The 21,829-nt window shown below is 46.1% G+C and carries 26 protein-coding genes and 1 tRNA gene; 14 read left to right on the top strand and 13 right to left on the bottom strand.

The window, feature by feature from the left end:
* Nucleotides 1-18: 18 nt before the first annotated feature.
* Genes C6H04_RS00565 through flhB form a run of 4 tightly spaced genes read left to right on the top strand, consistent with a single transcriptional unit; the run spans nucleotide 19 to nucleotide 3,292 of the window.
* Entirely contained in the window at nucleotides 19-852 is an 834-nt protein-coding gene (locus tag C6H04_RS00565) for a type II restriction endonuclease (RefSeq protein ID WP_104695953.1), read from the top strand.
* Nucleotides 845-1,666 (top strand): DNA-methyltransferase, encoded by an 822-nt coding sequence (locus tag C6H04_RS00560; RefSeq protein ID WP_104732027.1) that lies wholly within the window; start codon nucleotides 845-847, stop codon nucleotides 1,664-1,666. The genes C6H04_RS00565 and C6H04_RS00560 overlap by 8 nt, the downstream gene beginning before the upstream one ends.
* Complete coding sequence (locus C6H04_RS00555) at nucleotides 1,666-2,241, top strand: NTP transferase domain-containing protein (protein WP_104732026.1); 576 nt, start codon at nucleotides 1,666-1,668, stop codon at nucleotides 2,239-2,241. Before C6H04_RS00560 ends, C6H04_RS00555 begins: the two co-directional genes overlap by 1 nt.
* Nucleotides 2,234-3,292: a flagellar biosynthesis protein FlhB gene (gene flhB / locus C6H04_RS00550; RefSeq protein ID WP_104682421.1), complete on the top strand. Its 1,059-nt coding sequence runs from the start codon at nucleotides 2,234-2,236 to the stop codon at nucleotides 3,290-3,292. The genes C6H04_RS00555 and flhB overlap by 8 nt, the downstream gene beginning before the upstream one ends.
* On the opposite strand, the gene C6H04_RS00545 is transcribed toward flhB, so the two are convergent.
* Both C6H04_RS00545 and C6H04_RS00540 read right to left on the bottom strand, forming a co-directional pair.
* Entirely contained in the window at nucleotides 3,289-4,281 is a 993-nt protein-coding gene (locus tag C6H04_RS00545; RefSeq protein ID WP_233711796.1) for an alpha/beta fold hydrolase, read from the bottom strand. The genes flhB and C6H04_RS00545 overlap by 4 nt on opposite strands.
* Nucleotides 4,205-5,053, bottom strand: coding sequence for a menaquinone biosynthesis family protein (locus C6H04_RS00540; RefSeq protein ID WP_104732024.1), 849 nt, complete (start codon nucleotides 5,051-5,053; stop codon nucleotides 4,205-4,207). Before C6H04_RS00540 ends, C6H04_RS00545 begins: the two co-directional genes overlap by 77 nt.
* Before the next feature lie 201 nt (nucleotides 5,054-5,254).
* Here C6H04_RS00540 and C6H04_RS00535 point away from each other — a divergent pair, with 201 nt between their 5' ends.
* The 5 genes from C6H04_RS00535 to C6H04_RS00515 are packed head-to-tail and all read left to right on the top strand — an operon-like array spanning nucleotide 5,255 to nucleotide 7,963.
* Nucleotides 5,255-5,539, top strand: a complete 285-nt coding sequence (locus tag C6H04_RS00535; protein WP_104732023.1) for a hypothetical protein — start codon at nucleotides 5,255-5,257, stop codon at nucleotides 5,537-5,539.
* Nucleotides 5,536-6,837, top strand: a complete 1,302-nt coding sequence (locus tag C6H04_RS00530) for an ATP-binding protein (protein ID WP_104732022.1) — start codon at nucleotides 5,536-5,538, stop codon at nucleotides 6,835-6,837. The genes C6H04_RS00535 and C6H04_RS00530 overlap by 4 nt, the downstream gene beginning before the upstream one ends.
* Entirely contained in the window at nucleotides 6,827-7,234 is a 408-nt protein-coding gene (locus C6H04_RS00525) for a hypothetical protein (RefSeq protein ID WP_104695946.1), read from the top strand. Before C6H04_RS00530 ends, C6H04_RS00525 begins: the two co-directional genes overlap by 11 nt.
* 10 nt (nucleotides 7,235-7,244) lie before the next feature.
* On the top strand, nucleotides 7,245-7,568 hold the full coding sequence (locus C6H04_RS00520) for a hypothetical protein (RefSeq protein WP_104695945.1): 324 nt from the start codon (nucleotides 7,245-7,247) through the stop codon (nucleotides 7,566-7,568).
* Between the two features lie 11 nt (nucleotides 7,569-7,579).
* Nucleotides 7,580-7,963, top strand: a complete 384-nt coding sequence (locus tag C6H04_RS00515) for an LPXTG cell wall anchor domain-containing protein (protein ID WP_104732021.1) — start codon at nucleotides 7,580-7,582, stop codon at nucleotides 7,961-7,963.
* A 136-nt stretch (nucleotides 7,964-8,099) separates the two neighbouring features.
* Here C6H04_RS00515 and C6H04_RS00510 read toward each other — a convergent pair.
* Nucleotides 8,100-8,176 (bottom strand) — tRNA-Ala (locus C6H04_RS00510).
* A gap of 70 nt (nucleotides 8,177-8,246) precedes the next feature.
* On the opposite strand from C6H04_RS00510, the gene C6H04_RS00505 reads away from it, so the two are divergent.
* The 4 genes from C6H04_RS00505 to C6H04_RS00490 are packed head-to-tail and all read left to right on the top strand — an operon-like array spanning nucleotide 8,247 to nucleotide 11,876.
* Nucleotides 8,247-9,026, top strand: a complete 780-nt coding sequence (locus C6H04_RS00505) for a LamB/YcsF family protein (RefSeq protein WP_104732020.1) — start codon at nucleotides 8,247-8,249, stop codon at nucleotides 9,024-9,026.
* Between the two features lie 22 nt (nucleotides 9,027-9,048).
* Entirely contained in the window at nucleotides 9,049-10,197 is a 1,149-nt protein-coding gene (locus tag C6H04_RS00500) for an NRAMP family divalent metal transporter (protein ID WP_104695964.1), read from the top strand.
* 10 nt (nucleotides 10,198-10,207) lie between these two features.
* Nucleotides 10,208-10,951, top strand: a complete 744-nt coding sequence (pxpB, locus tag C6H04_RS00495; RefSeq protein WP_104732019.1) for a 5-oxoprolinase subunit PxpB — start codon at nucleotides 10,208-10,210, stop codon at nucleotides 10,949-10,951.
* Nucleotides 10,944-11,876, top strand: a complete 933-nt coding sequence (locus C6H04_RS00490; protein ID WP_104732018.1) for a 5-oxoprolinase subunit C family protein — start codon at nucleotides 10,944-10,946, stop codon at nucleotides 11,874-11,876. Before pxpB ends, C6H04_RS00490 begins: the two co-directional genes overlap by 8 nt.
* Here the strand turns inward: C6H04_RS00490 and C6H04_RS00485 are convergent.
* From C6H04_RS00485 to C6H04_RS00475, 3 genes are read right to left on the bottom strand one after another with little or no spacing between them, the layout of a single operon-like run.
* Nucleotides 11,873-12,568: a 1-acylglycerol-3-phosphate O-acyltransferase gene (locus C6H04_RS00485; protein ID WP_104732017.1), complete on the bottom strand. Its 696-nt coding sequence runs from the start codon at nucleotides 12,566-12,568 to the stop codon at nucleotides 11,873-11,875. The genes C6H04_RS00490 and C6H04_RS00485 overlap by 4 nt on opposite strands.
* Nucleotides 12,558-13,628, bottom strand: a complete 1,071-nt coding sequence (locus C6H04_RS00480) for an SH3 domain-containing protein (protein WP_411710063.1) — start codon at nucleotides 13,626-13,628, stop codon at nucleotides 12,558-12,560. Before C6H04_RS00480 ends, C6H04_RS00485 begins: the two co-directional genes overlap by 11 nt.
* A gap of 26 nt (nucleotides 13,629-13,654) precedes the next feature.
* The gene (locus C6H04_RS00475) at nucleotides 13,655-15,010 is read right to left on the bottom strand and encodes a S41 family peptidase (RefSeq protein ID WP_104732016.1); all 1,356 of its coding nucleotides are present in this window, start codon (nucleotides 15,008-15,010) and stop codon (nucleotides 13,655-13,657) included.
* 232 nt (nucleotides 15,011-15,242) lie between these two features.
* Between C6H04_RS00475 and C6H04_RS00470 the strand changes: the two genes are divergently transcribed.
* Nucleotides 15,243-16,907, top strand: coding sequence for a tetratricopeptide repeat protein (locus C6H04_RS00470; RefSeq protein ID WP_104732015.1), 1,665 nt, complete (start codon nucleotides 15,243-15,245; stop codon nucleotides 16,905-16,907).
* 346 nt (nucleotides 16,908-17,253) lie between these two features.
* On the opposite strand, the gene C6H04_RS00465 is transcribed toward C6H04_RS00470, so the two are convergent.
* Genes C6H04_RS00465 through greA form a run of 7 tightly spaced genes read right to left on the bottom strand, consistent with a single transcriptional unit; the run spans nucleotide 17,254 to nucleotide 21,822 of the window.
* A complete protein-coding gene (locus tag C6H04_RS00465) occupies nucleotides 17,254-17,790 on the bottom strand; it encodes a D-glycero-alpha-D-manno-heptose-1,7-bisphosphate 7-phosphatase (protein WP_104732014.1) in 537 nt (178 codons plus the stop codon).
* Nucleotides 17,787-18,503 (bottom strand): sulfite exporter TauE/SafE family protein, encoded by a 717-nt coding sequence (locus tag C6H04_RS00460; protein ID WP_199766012.1) that lies wholly within the window; start codon nucleotides 18,501-18,503, stop codon nucleotides 17,787-17,789. The genes C6H04_RS00465 and C6H04_RS00460 overlap by 4 nt, the downstream gene beginning before the upstream one ends.
* Nucleotides 18,503-19,111 carry a type III pantothenate kinase gene (locus C6H04_RS00455; RefSeq protein ID WP_104695937.1) on the bottom strand — a complete coding sequence of 203 codons (609 nt, stop codon included), beginning with the start codon at nucleotides 19,109-19,111 and terminating at the stop codon, nucleotides 18,503-18,505. Before C6H04_RS00455 ends, C6H04_RS00460 begins: the two co-directional genes overlap by 1 nt.
* Nucleotides 19,108-20,304: a hypothetical protein gene (locus C6H04_RS00450; protein WP_104695936.1), complete on the bottom strand. Its 1,197-nt coding sequence runs from the start codon at nucleotides 20,302-20,304 to the stop codon at nucleotides 19,108-19,110. Before C6H04_RS00450 ends, C6H04_RS00455 begins: the two co-directional genes overlap by 4 nt.
* A complete protein-coding gene (locus C6H04_RS00445; protein ID WP_104695935.1) occupies nucleotides 20,301-20,912 on the bottom strand; it encodes a hypothetical protein in 612 nt (203 codons plus the stop codon). The genes C6H04_RS00450 and C6H04_RS00445 overlap by 4 nt, the downstream gene beginning before the upstream one ends.
* A complete protein-coding gene (gene dut / locus C6H04_RS00440) occupies nucleotides 20,913-21,344 on the bottom strand; it encodes a dUTP diphosphatase (RefSeq protein WP_104732013.1) in 432 nt (143 codons plus the stop codon).
* Nucleotides 21,331-21,822, bottom strand: coding sequence for a transcription elongation factor GreA (gene greA, locus C6H04_RS00435; protein ID WP_104695933.1), 492 nt, complete (start codon nucleotides 21,820-21,822; stop codon nucleotides 21,331-21,333). The genes dut and greA overlap by 14 nt, the downstream gene beginning before the upstream one ends.
* Nucleotides 21,823-21,829: the final 7 nt, after the last annotated feature.

The raw sequence follows: 21,829 nt of genomic DNA, 5'->3' as shown, positions 1-21,829 counted from the left end.
ATACGCTAAACTGCTCTAATGAAAAACACCCTTCCTTTTGCAACCTTTATGCAGACCTTAAAAAAGACTAACCGCGCGTTGGATTTTTTTGTGGATTGGGATAAATGCTTGTTTCGGCGCGATCAGGTGCGCCTTTGCCTCCACCATCTCAACTTTCTATTAGGAGTCAAGGCGCAAGATTTGCCACAAAAAGTCGCCTTTTTATTCCAAGAATATCCTAAGGCGTTTCAGGTTTTACCCCTCTTGCTGGCCGTTAGAAACGCTCAAGAGATCGTTTTAACCCCCGCACAACAAGAAGTCTCTTTAGATAGTTACACCCAAAACCCAGAGGGTATTTGCGCTTTTCTCGCAGAAAGCGGATTATTAGCTATTTTAGCTCAGGGGCATATTAATGATCTCAATGACTTTGTGCTAGGGGTCGAGGTGGGATTGGACAGCAATGCGCGCAAAAATCGTAGCGGAACATTAATGGAGTCGCATTTAAGACAGGTTTTTAGTCAGGCAGGTTTGATTTTTAAAGAACAGGTGAGTGTTACAAGGTATCCCAACTTGCATGCCAAATTTGGCGCGGATATTAAGAAATTTGATTTTGTCATCACTGGCACGCACGCGACCTATTTTATTGAGTGTAATTTTTATAGTAGCGGAGGGAGCAAGCTTAATGAAGTGGCACGGGCTTATACGGAACTTGCCCTACATTTTGAAACTGAAATAAACCAATATTTTATTTGGATCACCGATGGACAAGGCTGGCTTGAGGCAAAAAACAAGCTCCAAGAGGCTTATAAAAGCGTCCGTCTCTATAATTTAAGCCAATTAGATTCCCTCATTAGCGAGATCACCCATGCCTAATTCTATCAGCCCTACTTTTGTGAGTGAGGATAGCAAATTCACGCTTTATCATCATGATTGTAGGGAGGTTTTGGCGCGCATGGAGGGGTGTTTTGATTTGATCTTTGCCGATCCGCCTTATTTTCTCTCCAATGATGGCTTGAGTATCCAGAGCGGTAAGATTGTGAGCGTGAATAAGGGCGCATGGGATCGCGCAGGAGGGATTGATGAGATCCACGCCTTTAATATGGAGTGGATCGCCCTAGCCCAGCGTGCGCTCAAGCCCACAGGCACGATCTGTATCAGTGCCACCCAGCATAATCTCTTTTCTCTGGGGCTAGCTTTGCAAACTCTGGGTTTTAAACTTTTAAATACGATCACTTGGCACAAGAGTAACCCTCCGCCCAATTTTTCATGCCGCACACTTGTGCACGCTAGCGAGCAAATCTTATGGGCGCGCAAAAGCCCCAAGCACGCCCATATTTTCAACTACGCACACATGAAAGAGTGTAATGAGGGGAAGCAGATGCGTGATGTCTGGACTCTTCCTGCGATTGCCCCTTGGGAAAAGAGTTTTGGCAAACACCCCACTCAAAAGCCCTTAGGCTTGTTATTGCGTTTGATTTTGATGGCTAGCCATCAAGATAGCTTGATCTGCGATCCCTTTAGTGGGTCGAGCACCACCGGGATTGCTGCCAACTTGCTGGGGCGATCCTTTATAGGCATTGAGCAGGAAAAAGAGTTTATTAATCTCTCCATCGCGCGTAAGCAGGATTTAGACGTGCGTTTTAGCGAATTTACCAAACGCGCTCAAAAAATGGGAGTGATGGCTTGATGACAAAAATAAAAATTCCCTGTGTGATCTTAACTGGTGGCAGAAGCGCGCGCATGCGTGTGAAAGGGCAACAATGTGATAAGGCGTTGTTGCCCTTTGGCAATTACCCTAGTCTCCTAGCCTACCAGCACGCCAAAATGAGCGCGCTTTTTGAGCGGGTCTATATCAGTTGCAAAGAATCCTATAACTTACAAGCGCATGCGTCCTATATTTTGGACTGCCGATCCGATTTTAGCCCCCTACTAGGCATCGTGCGCTCTTTGTATGCCCTCCAACAGACGATCTTTGTAATCCCTATAGACATGCCTCTAGTGTCTGCCCAGAGTATTTTAACACTCTGTAACCATGCCCAAGAGGCGGGGGTGGTGTATGCTAAGAGTTCCGAGTGTTTTTACTTGCTAGGGTGCTGGCAGATGAGCATGGCAGATGCGCTAGAGGACACTTTGGATTGTAATGGTGCGGTAAGCTCCCTTTTAAAGGAGGGCTTGGCTATAGAGGTGCAGGAGGGTCCTGAGTTTAGCAATTGCAATACCTACAGGGCATACCAACACGCGTTGAAAATTTTAAATGGCTGAAGAAGAAAAGACCGAACTCCCCTCGGCTAAGAAGATTGAGAAAGCGCGCGAAGAGGGTAATGTCGCTAAAAGCTTAGAGGTGGTGGGGTTTTTGGGGCTGGTGGCAGGCTTTGGGGGGGTGATGGCTTTTTTTAGCATGTGGTTAGACCATTTTGAAAGCATTTTTAGGCAGAGTCTGCGCTGGATCGCCCTAGATTTCACGCCTCATAATCTTCATCTGCTCTCTTTACAATTACTTAAAGATGTGGCTTGGGTACTCTTGCCTTTTTTATTTCTCATGTTTGTGGTGGCGTTTTTGGCTAATGTGGTGCAATTTGGCTTGCTTTTCAGCCCAAAAGCGATCGTGCCCAAATTTTCTAAGATCAACCCCATCAATGGGCTTAAAAATCTCTTCTCTCTTAAAAAGCTCTTGGATGGATTGCTCATCACGGCGAAGGTGTGTATCGCCTTTGTCTTGGGCTTTGTAGTGGTGAGTATGTTTATCGGGGAGTTAGCCAAAATCGCGCGTGTTGAGATTAGAGATCAGGCGTTGTGGTTTGAACACAAGGCGTTAATTCTTATTGCAAGCTTGCTATTTCTCTTTTTGGTAGCCTCTTTATTAGATTTTCTGCTAAAACGCCGTCAATACATTAATTCGCTTAAAATGACTAAGCAAGAAGTTAAGGACGAATACAAACAACAAGAGGGTAACCCTGAAATCAAAGCCAAGATTAAACAACTCATGCTCAAAAACTCCATGAGCAAGATGATGGCGGCTATCCCTAGTGCGAATGTGGTTGTAACTAACCCTACCCATTACGCCGTTGCGCTCCGCTTTGAAGAAAAGGATGTCGCCCCTGTGGTGGTGGCTAAGGGGATCGAACACTTAGCGATTCGCATTAAAGCGATCGCTAGAGAACACGAGATTGAGATCATAGAAAACCCCAAGCTAGCGCGCGAGCTGTATAAAGAAGTGGATGTGGATGAGGTGATCCCTAAAATGCTCTTTGAGGCTGTGGCGATCGTCTTTGCCCAAGTGGCGCATATCGAGCAGATGAAAAACAAGCGTTAAAGGCCGCGCTGTTCCAGCCAAGCTAACAAAATCTGTAAGATCTCTTCTTTTTCGGGTTCTTCAAAGATTTTATGCCGTCCTTGCTCTAAGAGTTGTAAGGATACCTGTTTAAACCCTTGCGCGCGCAGGGCATTATAAGCCTTGATCACCCCCACTCCAAAACCCCCACACACATCTTCTAAACCACTCATGAGCAAGATAGGCAGGTTTTTATCCCCATAAGCGTACGCGCTAAAGACCAAATGCGCTCCCTCCAGCAGGCAGGCAAAGCTATTCATACTAAAGGTAAAACGGCTTGCTTTGTCTGCGTGGTAGCGTTTAAGGGCTTTGGGGTCTTTGCACAGCCACGCGCCCCTAAATCCAAAGGCGCGCACGCGCGGATGCAAGCTAAAAAGCACGCTCAAATTCCATCGAGGCGAGCAATGCAGAGTGCTTAGCCCTCTAGCAAGGCGCGCGCACCATTTTAAGCCCCTAAAGGGGCTGGGTGTGCCCGTGAGAATGAGCGCGTCTAGGGAGGTGTAACCATGTTGGATTAAACGGCGCGCTAGTAGTGAGCCCATGCTATGTCCTAATACGACCAACTTATGCCCCTTGCAAATCCCGCGCACCACGCGGATAAACTTGGCTAAGTCCAACACGGCATGCTCAAAACCATTTTCTCCCATCTCTCCCCAAGCAATCTCAGAGCTATCCTTTAACACGCTTTGTCCATGCCCTCTGTGATCGAGCACAAAGACATCATAACCGCATGCACACATACGCGAAGCTAGCCATGTGTAGTGTTTGCGGTGTTCTACCATGCCCGTAGCAATCACCACCCCCACGCCTTTAGGGCGATCGGGCACATAGTGATCGAAATATAAATCTAAATAACTGGGGTGATCTGAGCTAAAACGCGTGCTAACCATGGCTTTAAGAAAACCTGAGTTGGTGGTAACGCTCGGGGATGAGGTGATCTTGTGTGCGCAAAGGGGCGGGGTAAAGACCATGTTTAAAGCCTAGATCAAAAAGGGCATTGAGTCCTTGAATCTGTGCCTCATTGAAGCGACTCGCATTCGCATAGAGTTTTAAATAGGTAGCTAGATTTTGCTTTTGCACGCGCACCAAGCCCCGTTCTAAAAGCATGGAAGAGAGCAGCTCCGAGTGGGCTAGGGCTAAGTCGATGGCTTGGGTTAATTTCTTTTCTAGGATGATAGCTTGTAATAAAGGGATCGAACGCCTTAAAACCATACCGCCTAAAGGCAGGGGCAATTCTGAGTTAGAGAGATCACACCACACCTCCCAAATCTCTTTTTCTACCACTAGATCGGGGTGAAAATCTAAAATACTCTCATGGATGAGCACCCCCGCATCTACCTCCCCACTCAATACCGCCCCTTCAATTTCTAAGAAGTTCTTATACACCACGCGCGCATGGGGGTAGTAAAGCCTAAAGAGTAGAGCATTAGTAGTGTAACGCCCACTTAGAGCGACTTTAAAATTCTTTTTAAGCTTTGTAGAGGCTTTGCGGATGAGCTTGGGTCCATACCCTTCTCCAAAGCTAGCCGCACAGCGTAGCAGGGCGTATTGATCAGCAATGAGGGGGTAGAGCGCAAAAGAGATCGCGCTGATATCATGCACGCCTTGCAGGGCTTGGGTGTTGAGGGTTTCAATGTCTAAGGCATAGTGGCTGAAAGCTTTTGGCAAATCCACCCAGCCAAAGGCGATGGCATAGAACATAAAAATATCATCCGCATCCGGGCTATGGGCGATGCTTAACACGCAACTCCTAGTTTTTCTTGACTGAATCTCGTTTAACCAAGACTTATCTATTGCACTCGAGTAGTTAACTCTTCGAAAATGCTAACAAATACAATAAAAACTCTTAACTTTTGGCTACGGAGGTATTGGTATTTTCATTTGTATTGTGTGTTATAATGCCCGCCGTAGATTTGAAATGGGGGATATTCGCAAAGGGGGGTTATGCCATTACCATTGATTGCTGTGGGTTTGGGATGTCTGTTGGTGGGAGGGTTGGTTGTCTTGGGGGCTAGGGAATTTCTTAGCTATATCCAAAAGCAGAGGGTAGCCAAAGAAAAACAACTACAACAGAAGCTCTCTGCCCAAATTAGAGGAATGCACCGCACAAAAGATTATGTGGAGGTAGATGTCGGTTTAAGGAGTAAAAGAGGGCGCGTGGTGCATACCCTACAATGCAAGGTCGATAAGAAAGACGCCAAACAACTCCATCTAGGACAAGTGCTATGAAGCAGGAAGTGGTGGTGCTTGAAAATGCGTTATTGCAGGATGTAGATGGCGCGCTGTTAGAAAAATTTTGTGAGGAGGTGCGCGGGGTCTTAGCTCGAGAGGATTACGATTTTAGCGGGGTGCACGAACTGGCCTTATTTGTCGTATTGGATCACACAGGGACTAACCGCGTTGAAGTGAAAACATCTTACACTCCCACACACAAGGAGGAAGTGGGTATCTCTTTGCTACTCTCACGCTTAAGACACCCCATCCAGCGTGCTATGCTCGAGGATAGGTTTTTGGGCATCAACGCGCGTTTTTACTTAGGGCTCAACTACACGCAGACCCTGCGTGCTTGGTTAAAAACCAAGTCAGGTGAACGCCAAGAAGCCTTGAAACAGGAGCAAGAAAACGCTCCGAACTTAAATCTCAAATTAGAAGAACCCCGCTATCATATGGCACAGATTGAGCTGGGTAAAAAGACAAAAAACGCCCTGCTTGAGACCATCTTGCTAGTGCAAAAACAAGCCCTCATTTATGAGGAATGGGGATTTTATGAGGTCGATAGCGTAGTCAAAACGATCATCAATTTGCATGGCAAGCCAGGCACAGGCAAAACCATGAGTGCCCATATTATCGCTAAAGAATTGGGTAAGAAAATTATCCATAGCAATTACGCCGACATCGAATCGAAATTTGTCGGAGATGCGCCCAAGAATCTCGTAGCAGCCTTTGATTTAGCCCAACAGCATAGCGCGATTTTATTCTTCGATGAGGCCGATAGCTTCTTGGGCAAGCGCATTTCTAACATCACCCAAAGCGCGGATCAGGCGTTAAACTCGCTCAGAAGCGAACTTTTAAAGCTCTTGGAAGAACGCCCGGTCATTGTCATCTTTGCGACCAATTTGCTAGAAAATTACGATAAAGCTTTTCACAGCCGCATTTTGCGCTCGATTCACTTTGACTTGCCCAATAAAAAGCAACGCAAGGCGATTATTCTCAAACACATCCCTTCTAAACTTTACAGCCTAGGGATGCCCGAATTGAGCACAGAAGAACTGACACTTTTAAGCCGCCTTTCTAAAGGTTTTTCAGGACGTGAGATTAAAAATGCGATTTTGAATGGGCTCATCATGGGGGCTAAAGAGGAGAGCTTACCTTGTTTTAAACACTTCCAAAAAGCTTTTAAAGCGTCTAAAAAAGCCTTTATGCAAAACTACGCAGAGGGAAATCATCAACCTTTGAATCGACAGATCAAGAAGAACCTGAAGAAAGGGAATTTTAAAACCATCAGGAGGAAAAAAAATGGCCAATGAGGACAAATACGGCAAGAGAGAAAATAAAGTCGATGTGGATTGGTTGCTCAAACAAATCCAAGAGGACCCAGATTTAAGACAGCGGATCGAGAGCGTGCTGAACAAAAAGGCGCTTGAAATGGCGTGGAATCACGAAGAAGTGAAAAAACGCCAGTACACCTTTAAAGAGGCACTCGAGTGGATTCAGAAAAACTTTGATTCGCGCATCTATAGCGCGGCTAATATCATGCGCGAACAAATTGAAGAGCATCAAATTGTGCTTTCTTGCTGTTTTTTAGATAAAAACGGGAATCCCTTGGTGGGTTCTGAAAATCCCTTTTTAAGGGTGGAAACTTCCGAGCTCGATCAGGATTTGGTGGAGAATTTCGGGGATGAAAATTTAATCGTCGTGAAGTGAAGGATGGACAATGATCGAGGATATACACGCGCTTTTTGAAAAGTTATGGGACTTTATTACTCACATTATTACAAAGATTCTCAATTTCTTTAAGCATATTGTCGAGTGGTTTCAAGACCCCTACAGACTTCAGAAATTGGAAAATGATCGCCACCTTGTCGCGGTGGCAATCAAAGAGAACTTACGCACGGGGAGGTATCGGGTAATTGATTGTCTTTACAACAAACAAACCGGGGATGTTGTGGACCAACAGGCTAGAGGTGTGGAGAGCGAAGAACTCGATCGTGAGACCAAAAACCAGTTTGGCGGTAGGAATATGATTATCTTAAAATAAGGAAATCTATAGTGGAGAATGCAGACAACACGGTATGGATTGTCCTTGCCGCCCTCGTGATGCTTATAGGGCTAGGGGCGTTGTTATGGTTTAAGAAAAAATTTAGCACCGACCATCTCAAACCCATTGAACAAGAAGTGTTGAGCATGAAAGAGGTGCTCACCTTTTTTAAAGAGCCACAGGTTTCTGCCCTGCTCCAAGAAAATCAAGACCTAGTGTTGGTCGCTCTGCGCCAAAAGCACCATGACGGGCGAATCCGAATCGTGCTCACTCTCTATAACCACGAAAAAGAGAGCATTAGCAATTTTCCAGGAAGTCGCTTTTATCTTGTCAAGCGCATCGATGAGGACTTAAAGGCCACCTTTGGCGGTAAGGAAATGGTAATTTTAAAGTAATTACCGCTTCTGGGAGCTTCGTTGTTCTGATGCACTCTTTGGTGAAACCAATCTGATTTGCAATGACATCCTAGGGCCTACGGCGTGCAATTTCAGCGCAACTAGCAAATTAGATGGTTTTTGTGTCAGATGTAGATGGTGGAGTGTAGGGGGCTCGAACCCCTGACCTCAACGCTGCCAGCGTTGCGCTCTCCCAAACTGAGCTAACACCCCAAAAGCGCCCATTCTAGCATTTTTTATTTAAAATTTCAAGCCCCTTGCGTTTTATTGTATAATGGTAGACATGAAAAGCGTGGATTTGAATAGCGATATGGGCGAGGGTTTTGGGGTTTATCAAATGGGGGATGATGGGGCTATCCTCAGGTGTGTGAGCAGCGTCAATGTGGCATGTGGCTGGCATGCTGGAGATGCGCTCATCATGCATGATCGCGCCCGCGAAGCTAAGGTATTAGGAGTGGGCTTGGGGGCGCATGTGGGTTATCCAGATTTGCTGGGCTTTGGACGGCGCAAAATGGAGATCAGTCCTAAAGAAGCGCAATGCTACACCCTCTATCAAGTGGGTGCTCTTGCAGCTTTTGCTAAAAGTTTTGGATTTTCTCTCCAGCATGTCAAATTGCATGGAAGTTTTTACAACCAGGCCAACCACGATGCGCAATTAGCTAAAGCCGTTTTGGAAGGTATTCAAGCCTATAACCCTGACCTCATCATCCTCACTCTGAGTCAAAGTGTGATGGCTTTAGAAGGGCAAAGAATGGGTTTGCGCATCGCCCAAGAGGCCTTTATCGATCGCCGCTACCAAGCTAATGGGCAACTAGTCCCTAGAAGCCACCCCCAAGCCCTTATTAAAGAACCCAGACAAGCTGTTGATCAAGCTCTGAACATGCTCTTAGAGGGCAAGGTTTGCACCATAGAGGGAGAGGAAATAGCAATTGAAGTGGATTCACTCTGTGTGCATGGCGACACCCCCAAAGCCCTAGAATTTGCCAAGCAGGTGCGCGTGGCCCTAGAGACCCACGGGATTACGATCCAGCCTTTAAACACTCTGATAAGGTCTTCCCATTAAACCCCGATCTTTCTTGTGGGGTGTGGCATTTTTTAGCGCGACTTCCACCATTGGGCCGGGTTTTCTCACTCAGAGTGCACAATTCACCCAAGAATTAAAAAGCTCTTTTGCCTGCGTGATCGCCATCTCTGTTATCGCCTCCCTAGTTGCCCAACTCAATGTCTGGCGGGTTTTGAGTATTGCTAAACGAAGAGGGCAAGATGTTGCCAATACTCTTGTTCCGGGTCTAGGGCACTTCCTGACTTTTCTTATCACGCTAGGAGCGTTGGCGTTCAATATCGGCAATGTGGGGGGCGCGGCTTTGGGTCTGCAGGCTCTGATAGGGCTGGATATAAAAAGCGCGGGATTTTTGAGTGCTTTGCTGGCTATTTTAATTTTTATCTCCAAGCGCGCAGGACATTGGATGGATAGGTTGGCGCAGGTCCTAGGCGTGCTGATGATCCTTTTAATTGCCTTTGTTGCATTCTTTACACACCCTCCTCTCGTTCAAGTGTTCCAAGAAACTTTTATGCCTAGCCAATTTTCTATGCCCGCTACAATCACACTCATAGGTGGCAGTGTAGGGGGTTATATTGTCTTTGCTGGGGCGCATCGCTTAATTGATTTAGGCATTGTGGGGGAAAAAGAGCGCGCTCAAGTGGATCGTGCCGCTTACCTAAGCATGGGCGTGGCCACTTTGGTGCGTGTCTTGCTGTTTTTGGCTGTGCTGGGTGTGGTGGAAGCGGGACATTTATTGGATTCTAGTAATCCAGCAGGGAGTGCTTTTGGAGTGGCTTTAGGTGACTTGGGATATAAAATCTTTGGATTGGTTTTTTTAGCCGCCAGCCTAACTTCCATTGTGGGCGCGTCTTACACGAGTGTGTCTTTTTTGAAGAGTTTTGCATGGGTGCAACACCATGAACGAGCTTGTATCATCACTCTTATTGGACTTTCTACGCTGATCTTTATTACCATCGGTAAGCCTGTAGCGTTGTTGATCATGGCTGGAGCGCTCAATGGTCTAGTTTTGCCCATCACCCTAGCAGTGGTGTTGATCGCAGGCTATTCAAAAAACATCGTGGGCGTGTACCGACATTCTAAGGTCTTAGCCGCCCTAGGTTGGGTGGTAGTGGGTTTGAGCGCGTATTTGGGAGTGCTCTCTTTAAAACCCTTAATTGCTATGTTTGGCTAGGAGTGCATCGATGAAAGGTGTGAAGTATCGCATTTGTGGGGAAGGCGCGTTGTTATTAGAATTTGGCACGCAGATTGATCCCCAACTCAACGCCCAAGTGCGGTGTGTAGAGCGCGTTTTAGAACAAAGGGCTTTAAAGGGTGTCCTAGAGTTCGTGAGTGCTTATGCGAGCTTGCTCATCCTCTATAATCCGCTCATCCTAAGCCATGCGCAATTAGTGGATATTCTAGAGCAAATAGAATGGGACATCCCAAGTACCCTAGAAGAGCTCCACTATTTAGTGGAAATCCCCACATGCTACCACCCTAGTTTGGGGCTTGATTTAGAATTTGTTTCTGCACACACTGGGCTATCCCTAGAAGAGATTATCCAGCGTCACAGCGCGCCAGATTACCTGGTTTATATGCTAGGTTTTTTACCTGGTTTTGCTTATTTAGGCGGGCTAGACCCCAGCCTTGCTGTGCCCAGATTAGCCCAGCCCAGAGCACAGGTGAGCCCTGGGTCAGTGGGCATTGCCCATACCCAAACTGGAATCTACCCTCTCAGCTCACCAGGGGGTTGGCAGATTATCGCTAAAACTCCCCTTAAGCTCTATGACCCGACTAAAAATCCCCCCGTATTGCTCCAAGCGGGGGATTTTGTACGCTACAAACCCATTTGTTTGGAGGAATACATGCACTTAGAGCAGATGGTTTTAAAGGGTCATTACACCCCTAGATGCAATTTGATTGATCCAAAGGCTTTGCGTGGCTAATGTTCGGGTGCTAGAGGGCGGATTATGTAGCAGTGTTCAGGACTTTGGGCGGGTAGGGTTTTTGCGCTATGGGATTCCTACCTGCGGAGTTATGGATGAATTTAGTGCCTCTGTGGCTAATTTGCTTGTGGGCAATGCTAGAGATCAGGCCCTCTTAGAGATGCTCTACACAGGAGCGCGCTTGGAATTTTTAGAACCCATGTACATAGCCATTGGTGGGGCGGATTTGAAGCCTCAGCTCAATGAAGTGGCGATTTTTAATTGGGAATCCTATGAGGTTAGACCTGGAGATGTCTTGAGTTTTGGGGGTCTTAGAGCGGGCGTGTGCGCGTATTTGGCTTTTTCTGGAGTCTTGGAAGTGCCTCAAGTGCATGGGAGTAAAGCGACCTTTATGCGTGGGCAGATGGGGGGTTTTGAAGGGCGCAAGTTGCAAAAGGGAGATATGTTGCATATCCAGGTGCGCCCCGAGTCTAAAAAGAGACGTTTAAGCAAGCATGGCCGCCCTGCTTACCACCCCCATGCCACTTTACATGTGATCTTGGGACCTCAGGAACATTATTTCAGCTCTCAAACGATTAATAGCTTTTTGCAAACCCCTTATCGTCTCAGCAGGGGCGATCGCATGGGTATTTTCTTAGAGGGGCCTGTTTTAGAGTGGCAAGAAAAGAGCGAAATGATCTCTGAACCCTTAGTGTTGGGCAGTGTGCAGGTACTCCCCAATGGCCAGCCCTTAGTTTTGATGGCCGATCGACAGACTATGGGAGGGTATCCTAAGATTGCGACCTTAATCAAAGAGAGTGTAATCGCCCTAGCCCAACTGCGTCCTCAAAGCAGTGTGCGCTTTGTGGCCTGTAGCATAGAGGAAGCACAAAAGAAATACTGCGCCTTTTATGAGAATCTAGCCCATATCGCTGCGAGTCTTTAGCCATTGAGTTGATGATAATGCGTGCTATAGACGGAGTGCATGCGTGCTGCTAATTCTGCGTACCAATCTGTATTGAGGTCAGGTTCATAGGCTTCCAAAAGCACCATGCGCATGGGTACGCGGTGCGATTCGAGGGGTTTTGTGTTGAGAACTTGGCGCGTGTTGATGAGCACAATGGGTTGAATCTTGAGCTTGAATCGTTCAGTCAAAATCTTGGCCCCCGGTTTAAAGGGCAAAAACTTTTCCTCCCCTCGCCCCCTTGTGCCTTCTGGAAAAATCACTAAGGGTCGTTGTTGATCCAGTTTTTCTTTTGCCATTTTTAGGAGATAGGCAAGACCTCTCTTATCTTCGCGATCGATTAAGATCATCTGTGGAGTTTTAAGCGCATAGCCGTAATAGGGAATTTCGCCTAATTCCTTTTTAGCGATCCAGCAGATATTTTGGGGATGGTAGGCTTCTAGGCAAACAATATCAATAATGCTTTGGTGGTTGAGTACAATGAGCGTTGCGCTTTGGTCGAATTCCCCCACTTTCTCTAAGGGAGTTCCCATTAACCAAAAAAAGGAGCGGCACCACTTGCGTGTGGCCCTGGAATTATTATGCTTGCGGGTTAAAAAATTCATCAGAATAATAAAGCCCAGTCCTAAGCCCACCACCAAGAGGGCATAAACCCCCCGCAATCTACTCCACATCGCTCTTTTTCACCCAGCCGATCTTCTCATCTTGAGTCATGATTTTATAATACCCATCGTGCGCGCCGATGATTTCTACTTTCAAAGCATTTTTAGAAATTTCCAATAGGGTAGAATTAGCAGTGGGTAGAATTTTGATCTCCTTATTGGCTAACAAAATCCCACTGCGATAAGTGAAAAAGACATTCCACAGCAATACCCCTACTAAAACCACTGCCACTCCCAACGCGCTTTTCTTGTAGGGGATCAAGAAAGATAAGACCAAGGCAAGCAGGACGAAAAAGAGCAGCACAAAGTTAGAGAAGAGCAAGAAATTATTTTTAGGCTTGAGTGTGCTCTGGGTGCTAATGGTTTCTTCAACGGGATTGATCGCAAAACGCACCTCTTTGAACTGCCCATTTTCTAAGGAAAAATAGTTAAAGGATAGCTCACGCCAACTCTTGGGCACGATGCAGTAATAAATCCCTTGTGCGGTGTCTAAGGAAAAATGCGCGCTCTCAAAGCCTTGTTTCATGCCACCCACAATCTTTAAGTCTTCCAGATTAGACCCTTTGGCCTCTATCTCAAAGACGACAATATTATGCGTGCTGTCATACTCTTTGGCTTTATAGCCCACTACACTAAAGGCGCGCGCGACTACCCCTACATAATTGGGGTGGGCTGAGAGATCGAGCACATTCAGGGGCAAATCGGGTGTATTGGCGGTATCTAAATAGCCTTGGCTCTCTACAAAAGCACTCACTTTTAATCCAGGAATCACAGCCCGTGTACCCATCACTTTATACAGATAGGTAGCACTTAAATTCCCATCTTCCCCCGCTTTCCATGGAGGGTTAAAATTGAGGCGTTTGAGTTGTTTTTCATCCGGATTGCGCTCCAACTCTGCCCCTAAGAACTTAGCCTGAGAAAAGAGTAAGGCCTGGTATTGCACAGAAACGACCTGCCCCACATAGAATCGTTGTGCGCTAAGCTCCTCTGCATTGAGGACCTTGAGATAGACTACTTTACTTTGAGCCTCTTGTGTGTCGGCATGCAAGACACATAGCCAGCACAACAGCACTCCTAGAAGTGTACGCAAATATTCCCTTACTTACTAGCTTCTTTAGACATCATGATAATATCCCACACCTTGAGCGTGTCGATGGCAACCTTGAGCTGGATATCTGCGTTGATGTCCTTAGCTGTGATGGATTTTTCACCCTTGCTAGTTCCAGTAGATGTGTCCTTAATGTCTTTTTTCTGATCTAATTCCTTGAGCTCCTGCTCTAAATGGTGCTTTAAGTCTGCCTCTTTGATATTGAATTTATTTTCATCTTGAGGCACACTTCCGGGGTGAATTACAATATCAGGCTTGATCCCTACAGCCTGAATGGTGCGTCCGCTAGGCAAATAGTAGCGTGCAATGGTAATTTTAATGGCTTCCTCCCTACCTACAGGGAAAGTAGTCTGCACACTGCCCTTTCCAAAGGTGTCTTCCCCAATAATGATAGCCCGCTTGTGATCTTGCAGGGCTCCAGAAACAATTTCACTCGCGCTCGCCGTACCGCCATTCACAAGAACAGCAATGGGTAAGTTCGCATAGGGTGCGCGTCCTGTGGCACGATAAGCAATATCTTCAGATTTAATACGCCCTTTTTGTGAAACAATCAAGCCCTGTTTGATAAAGAGATTGGAAAGATCGATAGCCTGGTTGAGTAATCCGCCCGGATTAGAGCGCAAATCTAACACAATCCCCTCTAATTTAGGGACTTTTTTTAATTCTGCGAGCACGCCTTTAACCACATTGCGATCAAAGGAATTTACCCGCACATAGAGATAATCCGTCCCTTCTATCTTCTTGGCATGCACGGATTTAATTTTGATGATATCGCGCAACATCTTAATCACTAAGGGCTTACTTTCGGATTTGCGCACAATCGTGAGCTCGATAGGAGTTTTTGGCTTGCCCCGCATTAAATTCACGGCGTTATCAATGGTCATATTCAAAGTGCTCTCAGAGTTGATCTTCAAGATCACATCTCCAGCCTTAATGCCCGCCCTGAAAGCGGGAGTGTCATCTAGGGGCGCGATCACCGTGAGTGCACCATCGCGAATCCCCACGGTGATTCCCAACCCACCAAATTCGCCCTCTGTTTGCGCCCTAAAGTCTCTAAATTTTTTGGGAGTGAGATAGGAAGAGTGCGCGTCTAAGTTGGTGAGTAAACCATCAATAGCCTTGTCTACAATGTCATTAATGCCCACTTCATCCACATAGTAATGCTCGATTTGTTCTACAACACTAGAAAACTTTTTTAATGCATTGATGCGTTCTTGAGTTGTGGGCTTATAGTTCTTCTTAAGGTTTGGCTGGGCGGTCTCACTTTGGCTCGCCTCTAACGCATTCACCACCAAGAAGACGCTCAACACAGAAGAAACCACCCCCGCCATGAAAAACTTGTTCATCACTGCCCTTTATGTGCTTTAAAGCCTACGATTCTAGCTAAAACTCCATGATTTTACAATGATCCCTAGGTGTTATGCTAGAAGGCGCACTTGGTATTTCAGCCCATCCATGCTACCATGCCCCCATTCTACAAAAAATAGGGAGGTCCTGTGCAAACAGCACGCAATCACTTAAGCCAACAACTCAAAACTACCAAACGATCCTATCGTTTGTTCCAATCTCTAGCCCAAGATGTTGCGGGGGGGGGGGGGTGAAGCCCTTCAAGAGGAAATTAGCGATTTAGGCACTAAGTTTAGCCAACTCTTAGACACACTCAGTGTGTTTAACAAAACCCTGGAAGAAGTTTACCACCAAAGCACAGAAGACGATCCAGACTTAGAAAACTCTCTCACTCAGTTCAAAAAAGTTAAGGTGAAGATGGGCACCCATCTCAATGCCCTGAGCAATGTGCAAGCAGGAGATCAATCTTCTTTAGAACATATCACACGATTAGCTAAACCTCTCGAGGATTTAGAAATCTTGTCAGAAGCTTTTCAGGCTAGTTTTAGTTCTTTATTTGAAACTAACCAAAATACCCATTCAAGCCAAACTAGCTCCACCCAAGAAGAGAGCGCACCTAAGCCAGCCCCACAAACCGCCCCCAGCAATGCCCCTGAAGTCAAACCCCTATGGAAATATGGGCCTAATACTCTGCAAGCCTTTCAAGATTACATGAAAGCCAAAGACTTGGGGAGTGCTGGGGCTTGGTTAGAGCTGGGCAAGATGAGCGCACAAGGCATTGTACTCTACCCAGATAACAATGTCGCCATGCGTTGTTTTGAAAAGGCGATCGAGTTAGGTTCTGTGGGGGCTTTGGTAGAGTTGGGCAAACTCTACATAGAAAATGGAGACACGCAAATACTAGAGTATGGGAGTGGGGAAATCATCAACGGGCAAGATGTTATTAATGCTCTTAGGCCTTTAAACGATGATGTGGAAAGTGAGGATTATTTAGAGATTCTTAAAGCTTGCCAAGTCTTCAGAGACAAAAGCACTTCTGGTTGCTACCAAAAAGCCAAAGAACTCTTTGAAAAAGCGGTGAGTTTAGGCGAGGGGAGGGGGTATTGGGTGTTATCTAATTGGTATTCATGGCAGGGTGCAGATCAAAACAAGTCTAAAGAGTACGGACAAAAGGCCTTCGATCTTTTAAAACTACAAGCTGAACAAGGAGATATAGAAGCTTGTGCCTTGATGGCTGATGTGCTGGTGAACGCAGTCAGTTATTCAAACAGAGATGGTGCATTCCGTCTCCAAATCCAAAGCTATTGTCAAAAAGCCATTAATTCGGGTTATGCCGATGCGTATGCGCTTTTGGGGACTTATGGTTATGATAACCTTGAGTGGGAGAGGGAACTTTCTTTTTACAGACAAGGAGCTAAACTGGGTAGTGGCAGATGTGCGCTTAATTTAGCCGGCAACTATAAGTATGTTGATACTGATAGCAAGGACTGGAGCTTGCCACATGCTGGACATGATAATTTAGATGATTCTAGAATGATGACAGAGCAGGCGGCAGCACTCGTGGATAAACTGGTAGGAGTTATCAAGCTCTTAGAGTTTGTTGCGCTCACTTGTAGACACCACAAAATACTATCTTGGTTGCTAAAATATTTAAGCGTTGTCAAGGAAATTAGCAGACAAGCAGGCCTGGTAGATGAAATGGAACACCACAAAAAAATCTCGGAAGCTTCTTATGACAATGTAGCCCGCACTCTCATGCGTCCTAGAGCACAACTCGAAAGAGATTTAGGCGAAGCTTTTTGGGCACAACAAAATGAGAGGGAGCGCATTTTTATCGGCAACATTAGGGCATTTACCAAGCCAGCCATAAGTTATGACGATTTATTTAGTAGCTGAACTCAAAATGTACTGACACGGCCCCACCTTTACCCCCGCTCATGGCTTCCGCTCATGGCTTAAAGATAGAGCTGGCGCCAGTTACAACCCTAGACCCCTACTTATTGGGGGTAGATCGCCCATGCCCTTTAACCTGTGTTCCATCCTTTTTTGTATAGGGATGCACACGCACTATCTTTTTACCACCATTAGTTTTTGCCATGAACCAGAACCTTTCTAAATTTTTGCAATCATTCGATTATAGCATTAGTTCACAGAGTTCAACACTTCATACCCCCATCACCAAAAACTAGGAGCTGTAGTGCGTGTATGTGAACATGCGACTACATGCGTGATGGTAAAAAGATTAGGTAGCTATCTTGGGTTGTAAAAAAGACAAAGCCTGTTGTAATTGCTCGATAGAAAAAAGTCGCTCTTGTGGTGTGCATGATTTGTGGTCTGTGAGCCAAAGATTTGTGCCAATCTCTCCTTTTAGTCCAAATTCCATGTCGCTATACTTGTCGCCTATCATCACGCTTTGGCTCAGATCAAGGCGAAAATCCCCCAACGCTTGCTTTAACATTCCTAATTCAGGTTTACGACACGCACAGCGCGCCTCTGGAGCATGGGGACAATAGTAGATTCGATCTAGGCTAAAGCCTAAATTGGTCTGCAAAAGGGTTTGCATATGGGCGCTCAGGGTCAAAAAATCCTGCTCGCTGTAATACCCCCTAGCGATCCCTGATTGGTTGGTAACTAGCAAGAGTAAAAAATCTTGCATCTTGGCATATTCCAAGAGTTCTAAAATGCCCGGCATTAACTCAAAGTCTGCAGGACGATGGACATATCCCTTATCTACATTGATGACCCCATCGCGATCTAGAAATAACGCTTTGCGCTTCAAGGCATCGATTCCATGTGCGTGTGCATATGGGAGTGGTGAGCATGGCCTTGCCACATGTTGAACCCCTTGTAGAGATCGTAAGCCCCAAACCCCAACATCAAGACAAAGGCCAATTTAGAGAAAAGGGCGCGTGCGGGCGCGCTCAAAAAACGCCCCGAGAGCAGACCCATGACAAATAGAGGCGCAAAAGTGCCCAAAGAAAGTATGAACATGGTCATGAGGGCATGGGGCAAGTCAGGACTACCTAGCGCATTGAGCAGAAAATAATAAACTAACGAGCATGGCAGCGCCCCATTGAGCAAACCCAGTAAGTAGAAACTAAAAAGTTTAGAACTCCCCAAGGTGACTTTAAAAAGTTTTGAAAACACGCTCAAATTCAAATGCCACTTAAACACGAAGCCAAAGGCAAGTAAGATGATGAGCGCGCCCACGCCCATGATCACAATCCCTTGCAGTTTGGGGCGTGCGATTGCGCTATGCTGTGCTACAAGCTCCAAGAGGGTATGACCCAAGAATGCCACAACAAGCGCGGTGAGCATGTAAGTGCTTACCCGCCCTAAATTATAAAAAAAATGCCCGAGTATTTGTGCTTTTAAGGGCAATTGAGGACTAAACTTGCTTTGGGAATAAGCTAGGACAATCCCTCCACACATGCCAACACAATGCCCCAAAGACATAAGAGAGGCACTTAAAAAGAGATAGAGCCACTCCATTATGCGAGCGCGCGTTGCATGCCTTCAAATACCAGCCATTTGTGATAAACCCCACGGGTGAAAAAGGCGCTCAAAAATTCCCCATCCCCCCCCGTGAAAACCACTCTCTTCTCCCCAATTATTTCTTTGAGCACTAAAATCACGCTCTTAAGCACGCCATAACTCAAGGCTTGTATCGTGTTTTGGGGCAGAATTTCCAGCTCTACACGCACATTAATGGGGTGGTCTAACACTGGAGAAATACTCTTGTATGCCATGTGATAGGCTCTAAGACCTGGTAAGATCACTCCACCCAAATGCACCCCCTGCTCCATGACATCTACACTGATCGCGCTTCCTGCATCCACGACTACCCCATTGTCCCCCAATCCTAAGCATGCCGCTTTGCGATCCACGCCCAATCCGTTATAAGAGCTCTTTAATTTAATCTGGGGTTCTAAATTGTGCGCATGGGGGCAAATTTCTAGTAAGGCGCGCTCAAAAACAGGATTAACGCTGATGTAGTGCAGGGGTTCTGTAAAGGACTCCAAAGCGTCTGGAGTGCGGTGCCAGCCTTTTTTGCCATTGAAGAAATGCAGCGCGCTATTTCCAATATCACATAAAATCATGGGTTATGACTCAAATCCATGTAGTAGCGATCGTAATAAATGGTATCTGCCGTGTAAAAGCTCATCTTGTCTAAGCGCCCTCCCCAATTTTTTGAAACATTGCTGAGTTTGTAAACCCTATAATCATCAAAGTGATCCAGATTGACTTCCACCAAGTAACCCCGCTTCTCTAAGGTGTAGAGTTTTTTATCCGTAACCACTAGACTTGTCAGCATGGCAAAGGGGAGTTTTACAATGCCCATGCTCTGATCGTTGAGAGTCTTATCCATCTCCAAGATACGCCCATCTAAAGTCAAGACATAGAGATGGTTGTTTTTATAGAGCACATCGACAATGTCTGCATCAAAATTGAATTCCTGCCCCGAGATGACTGATACCAATCTCTTGGTGGTGGCAGCAAACATGTTTTCCCCGTCCACTCTCAAGTAGATCACATTATTAAAAAACTTTTCGCTATTGAGCACGATATTGCGCACGACTTTGGGGGTGTCTGTACTGACATCTACTACTAAGAGCCGTCCATCCAGCATGGGGAAGACAACCACAGTGTCTAAAAACACTGGGGCGGCCATTAGAGAGTTGATCGCTGTGGTAGACGCACCTTTTTCGCTAAAAATGAGCTTACGGGTGGTGATGTCATAGATATTGGCCGAATTATCTGCCATCACGACAGCGAGGCGTTTGTCCTGCACGCTTGCGCTCAAAGGGTAGGTGTCTATGGGGATGAAGATAGAAGGCTTGGTCTGGAGGCTGGTGCTGACAAGTTCCAGATGGTGGCAGTGATCGTTTAACACCACCTGTTCGTCTATCGATTCGATATTTTCGATGATTTCCTGCTCTGCTTGTTGTTGGGTTAATTTAACTTGTTTAGGTTTCTTGGGCTTAGGGCCATTTTGCTTATGACTACGCCAGCAATCCTCAGCTAAGATGTAATAATCCTGGCTTTGGTTAAGAAATGAGCTTTCTTTATACTCTTTCTTGGTCAACCTCAAGGGAGTAACTCCTTGAGTGTCGATTACACCCCCATCCTTTAAAATAGCCCCGTAGCGGTTAGTGAAGGTGATGGGGTTTTTGAGTTCTTGCTGAAAGCGCAACTCGCCCTTGATTTTGGATTTGGGGGGTTCAAAGTTCTTCCTAGAGCCACAGCCCAGACATACCAATACAACCAATAACCATGTAATTCTGAGACTCACTTGGCATCCTTAGAAGAGGGTTTGAGCGCACCATAGTGTCTGAGCAAGGAAGCAATTTGGTGTAGGTTAGAAGTGGGGGTAATGGGAGCCAAAACCGGTTTGATATCGCTTTTAGGGTCTTTTTGAAGCATCAAATAGGCTTTTTGTAGGGCGATCCAACCCTCCAGACCCTCTAATTTGAGTTGCTGCAATGCTTGCAAATCCTCATCGTAAGAAGCACTATAGTAGCGCGCGAACGCACTCACTAAAGTGTTAGACGATGTGCTGAGTTCCCTAAGTGTCTTAATATCCTTGTTCTCCAGTGCGTGCGCGTAGGCATATAGACTATAAAGATCGGGGGCAAGGCGTTTAAGCTTATCGAGCAAGGCTAGATTATTGGGATTTTGCAAAACTTCATTGTAAAGAGCTGTGATTTCTTGGGTGTGCACAGCCTTTCTATGTTCCAAAAACTGGACCACTCCCCACCAAATGGCCACAAGCGCAACTAACGCCCAAAGCACAAACTTGTACTTATTGTAAAGTTTTTCGATTCTAAAAGCACTTTCTAAGAGCTTTTCGTCACTCCTAAATTCTTCTTGGATTTGCTGGAGATTCTCTTTAACTGCCATTTAAACCCCGCTACTCCCAAACCCCCCGCTCCCGCGCTCCGTTTTGTCTAGCTCTGCGCTCCACTCAAATTGCGCATGGCAAACCTGACACAACACCCCCTGAGCGATACGATCCCCAGATTGGATATGAAAGACCCGCTCAGAAAAATTCATCAAAACCACCTGCAACTCGCCCCGATAGTCGCTATCAATGGTGCCCGGAGAATTGAGCACCATGATCTGATGCTTAAGCGCTAGACCGCTGCGAGAACGCACCTGCACTTCAAAACCTTTTTCTAGGGCAATTGCTAAACCCGTGCGCACTAAGGCAACATTTTTGGGTGCGATCTGCAAGGACTCAAGGGCATGCAAGTCAAAACCGCTTGCGCCCGCACTCTGGTAAGCAGGGATATGGGCTTGGGGGTGGAGCTTTTGAATCTTAATTTTTAGCATAGGCGATGTCTTGGTAGCAAATGTCCAAAATCTCAAACTCACTCTCACCCGCAGGCAAGATCACGCTCACCTCATCTCCCTTTTCTTTGCCCATAAGACTCCTTGCCATGGGGGAACTGCACGAGATCAAGCCCCTAGCTGGATCGCTCTCCATGCTCCCTACAATGGTGTAGACCATTTCTTTGTCGGTTTCTAAATTGAGAATTTTTACCGTGCTCCCAAAGCTTACTTTTTTATGGCTCAAGGTGGAAGGGTCAATGACCTGAGCATTGGCTAGAATGCGACTGAGATCATTGATGCGCGCTTCAATAAACGCCTGTTTCTCTTTAGCGGCATGGTATTCAGCATTTTCTTTTAAATCTCCATGCTCGCGCGCACGATCGATCTCTTTGACAATTTGTGGACGCTCTTCTTCTTTAAGGCGCTTGAGCTCCGTGCAAATCTTTTCATAGCCATACATACTCATAGGTTCTTTCATCCACATC

The organism is Helicobacter salomonis, assembly GCF_900197775.1.
GTDB classification, from domain to species: Bacteria; Campylobacterota; Campylobacteria; order Campylobacterales; family Helicobacteraceae; genus Helicobacter; species Helicobacter salomonis.
The sequence above is the reverse complement of the archived record's forward strand: the minus strand, read 5'-3'. Positions and strand labels throughout refer to the sequence as shown.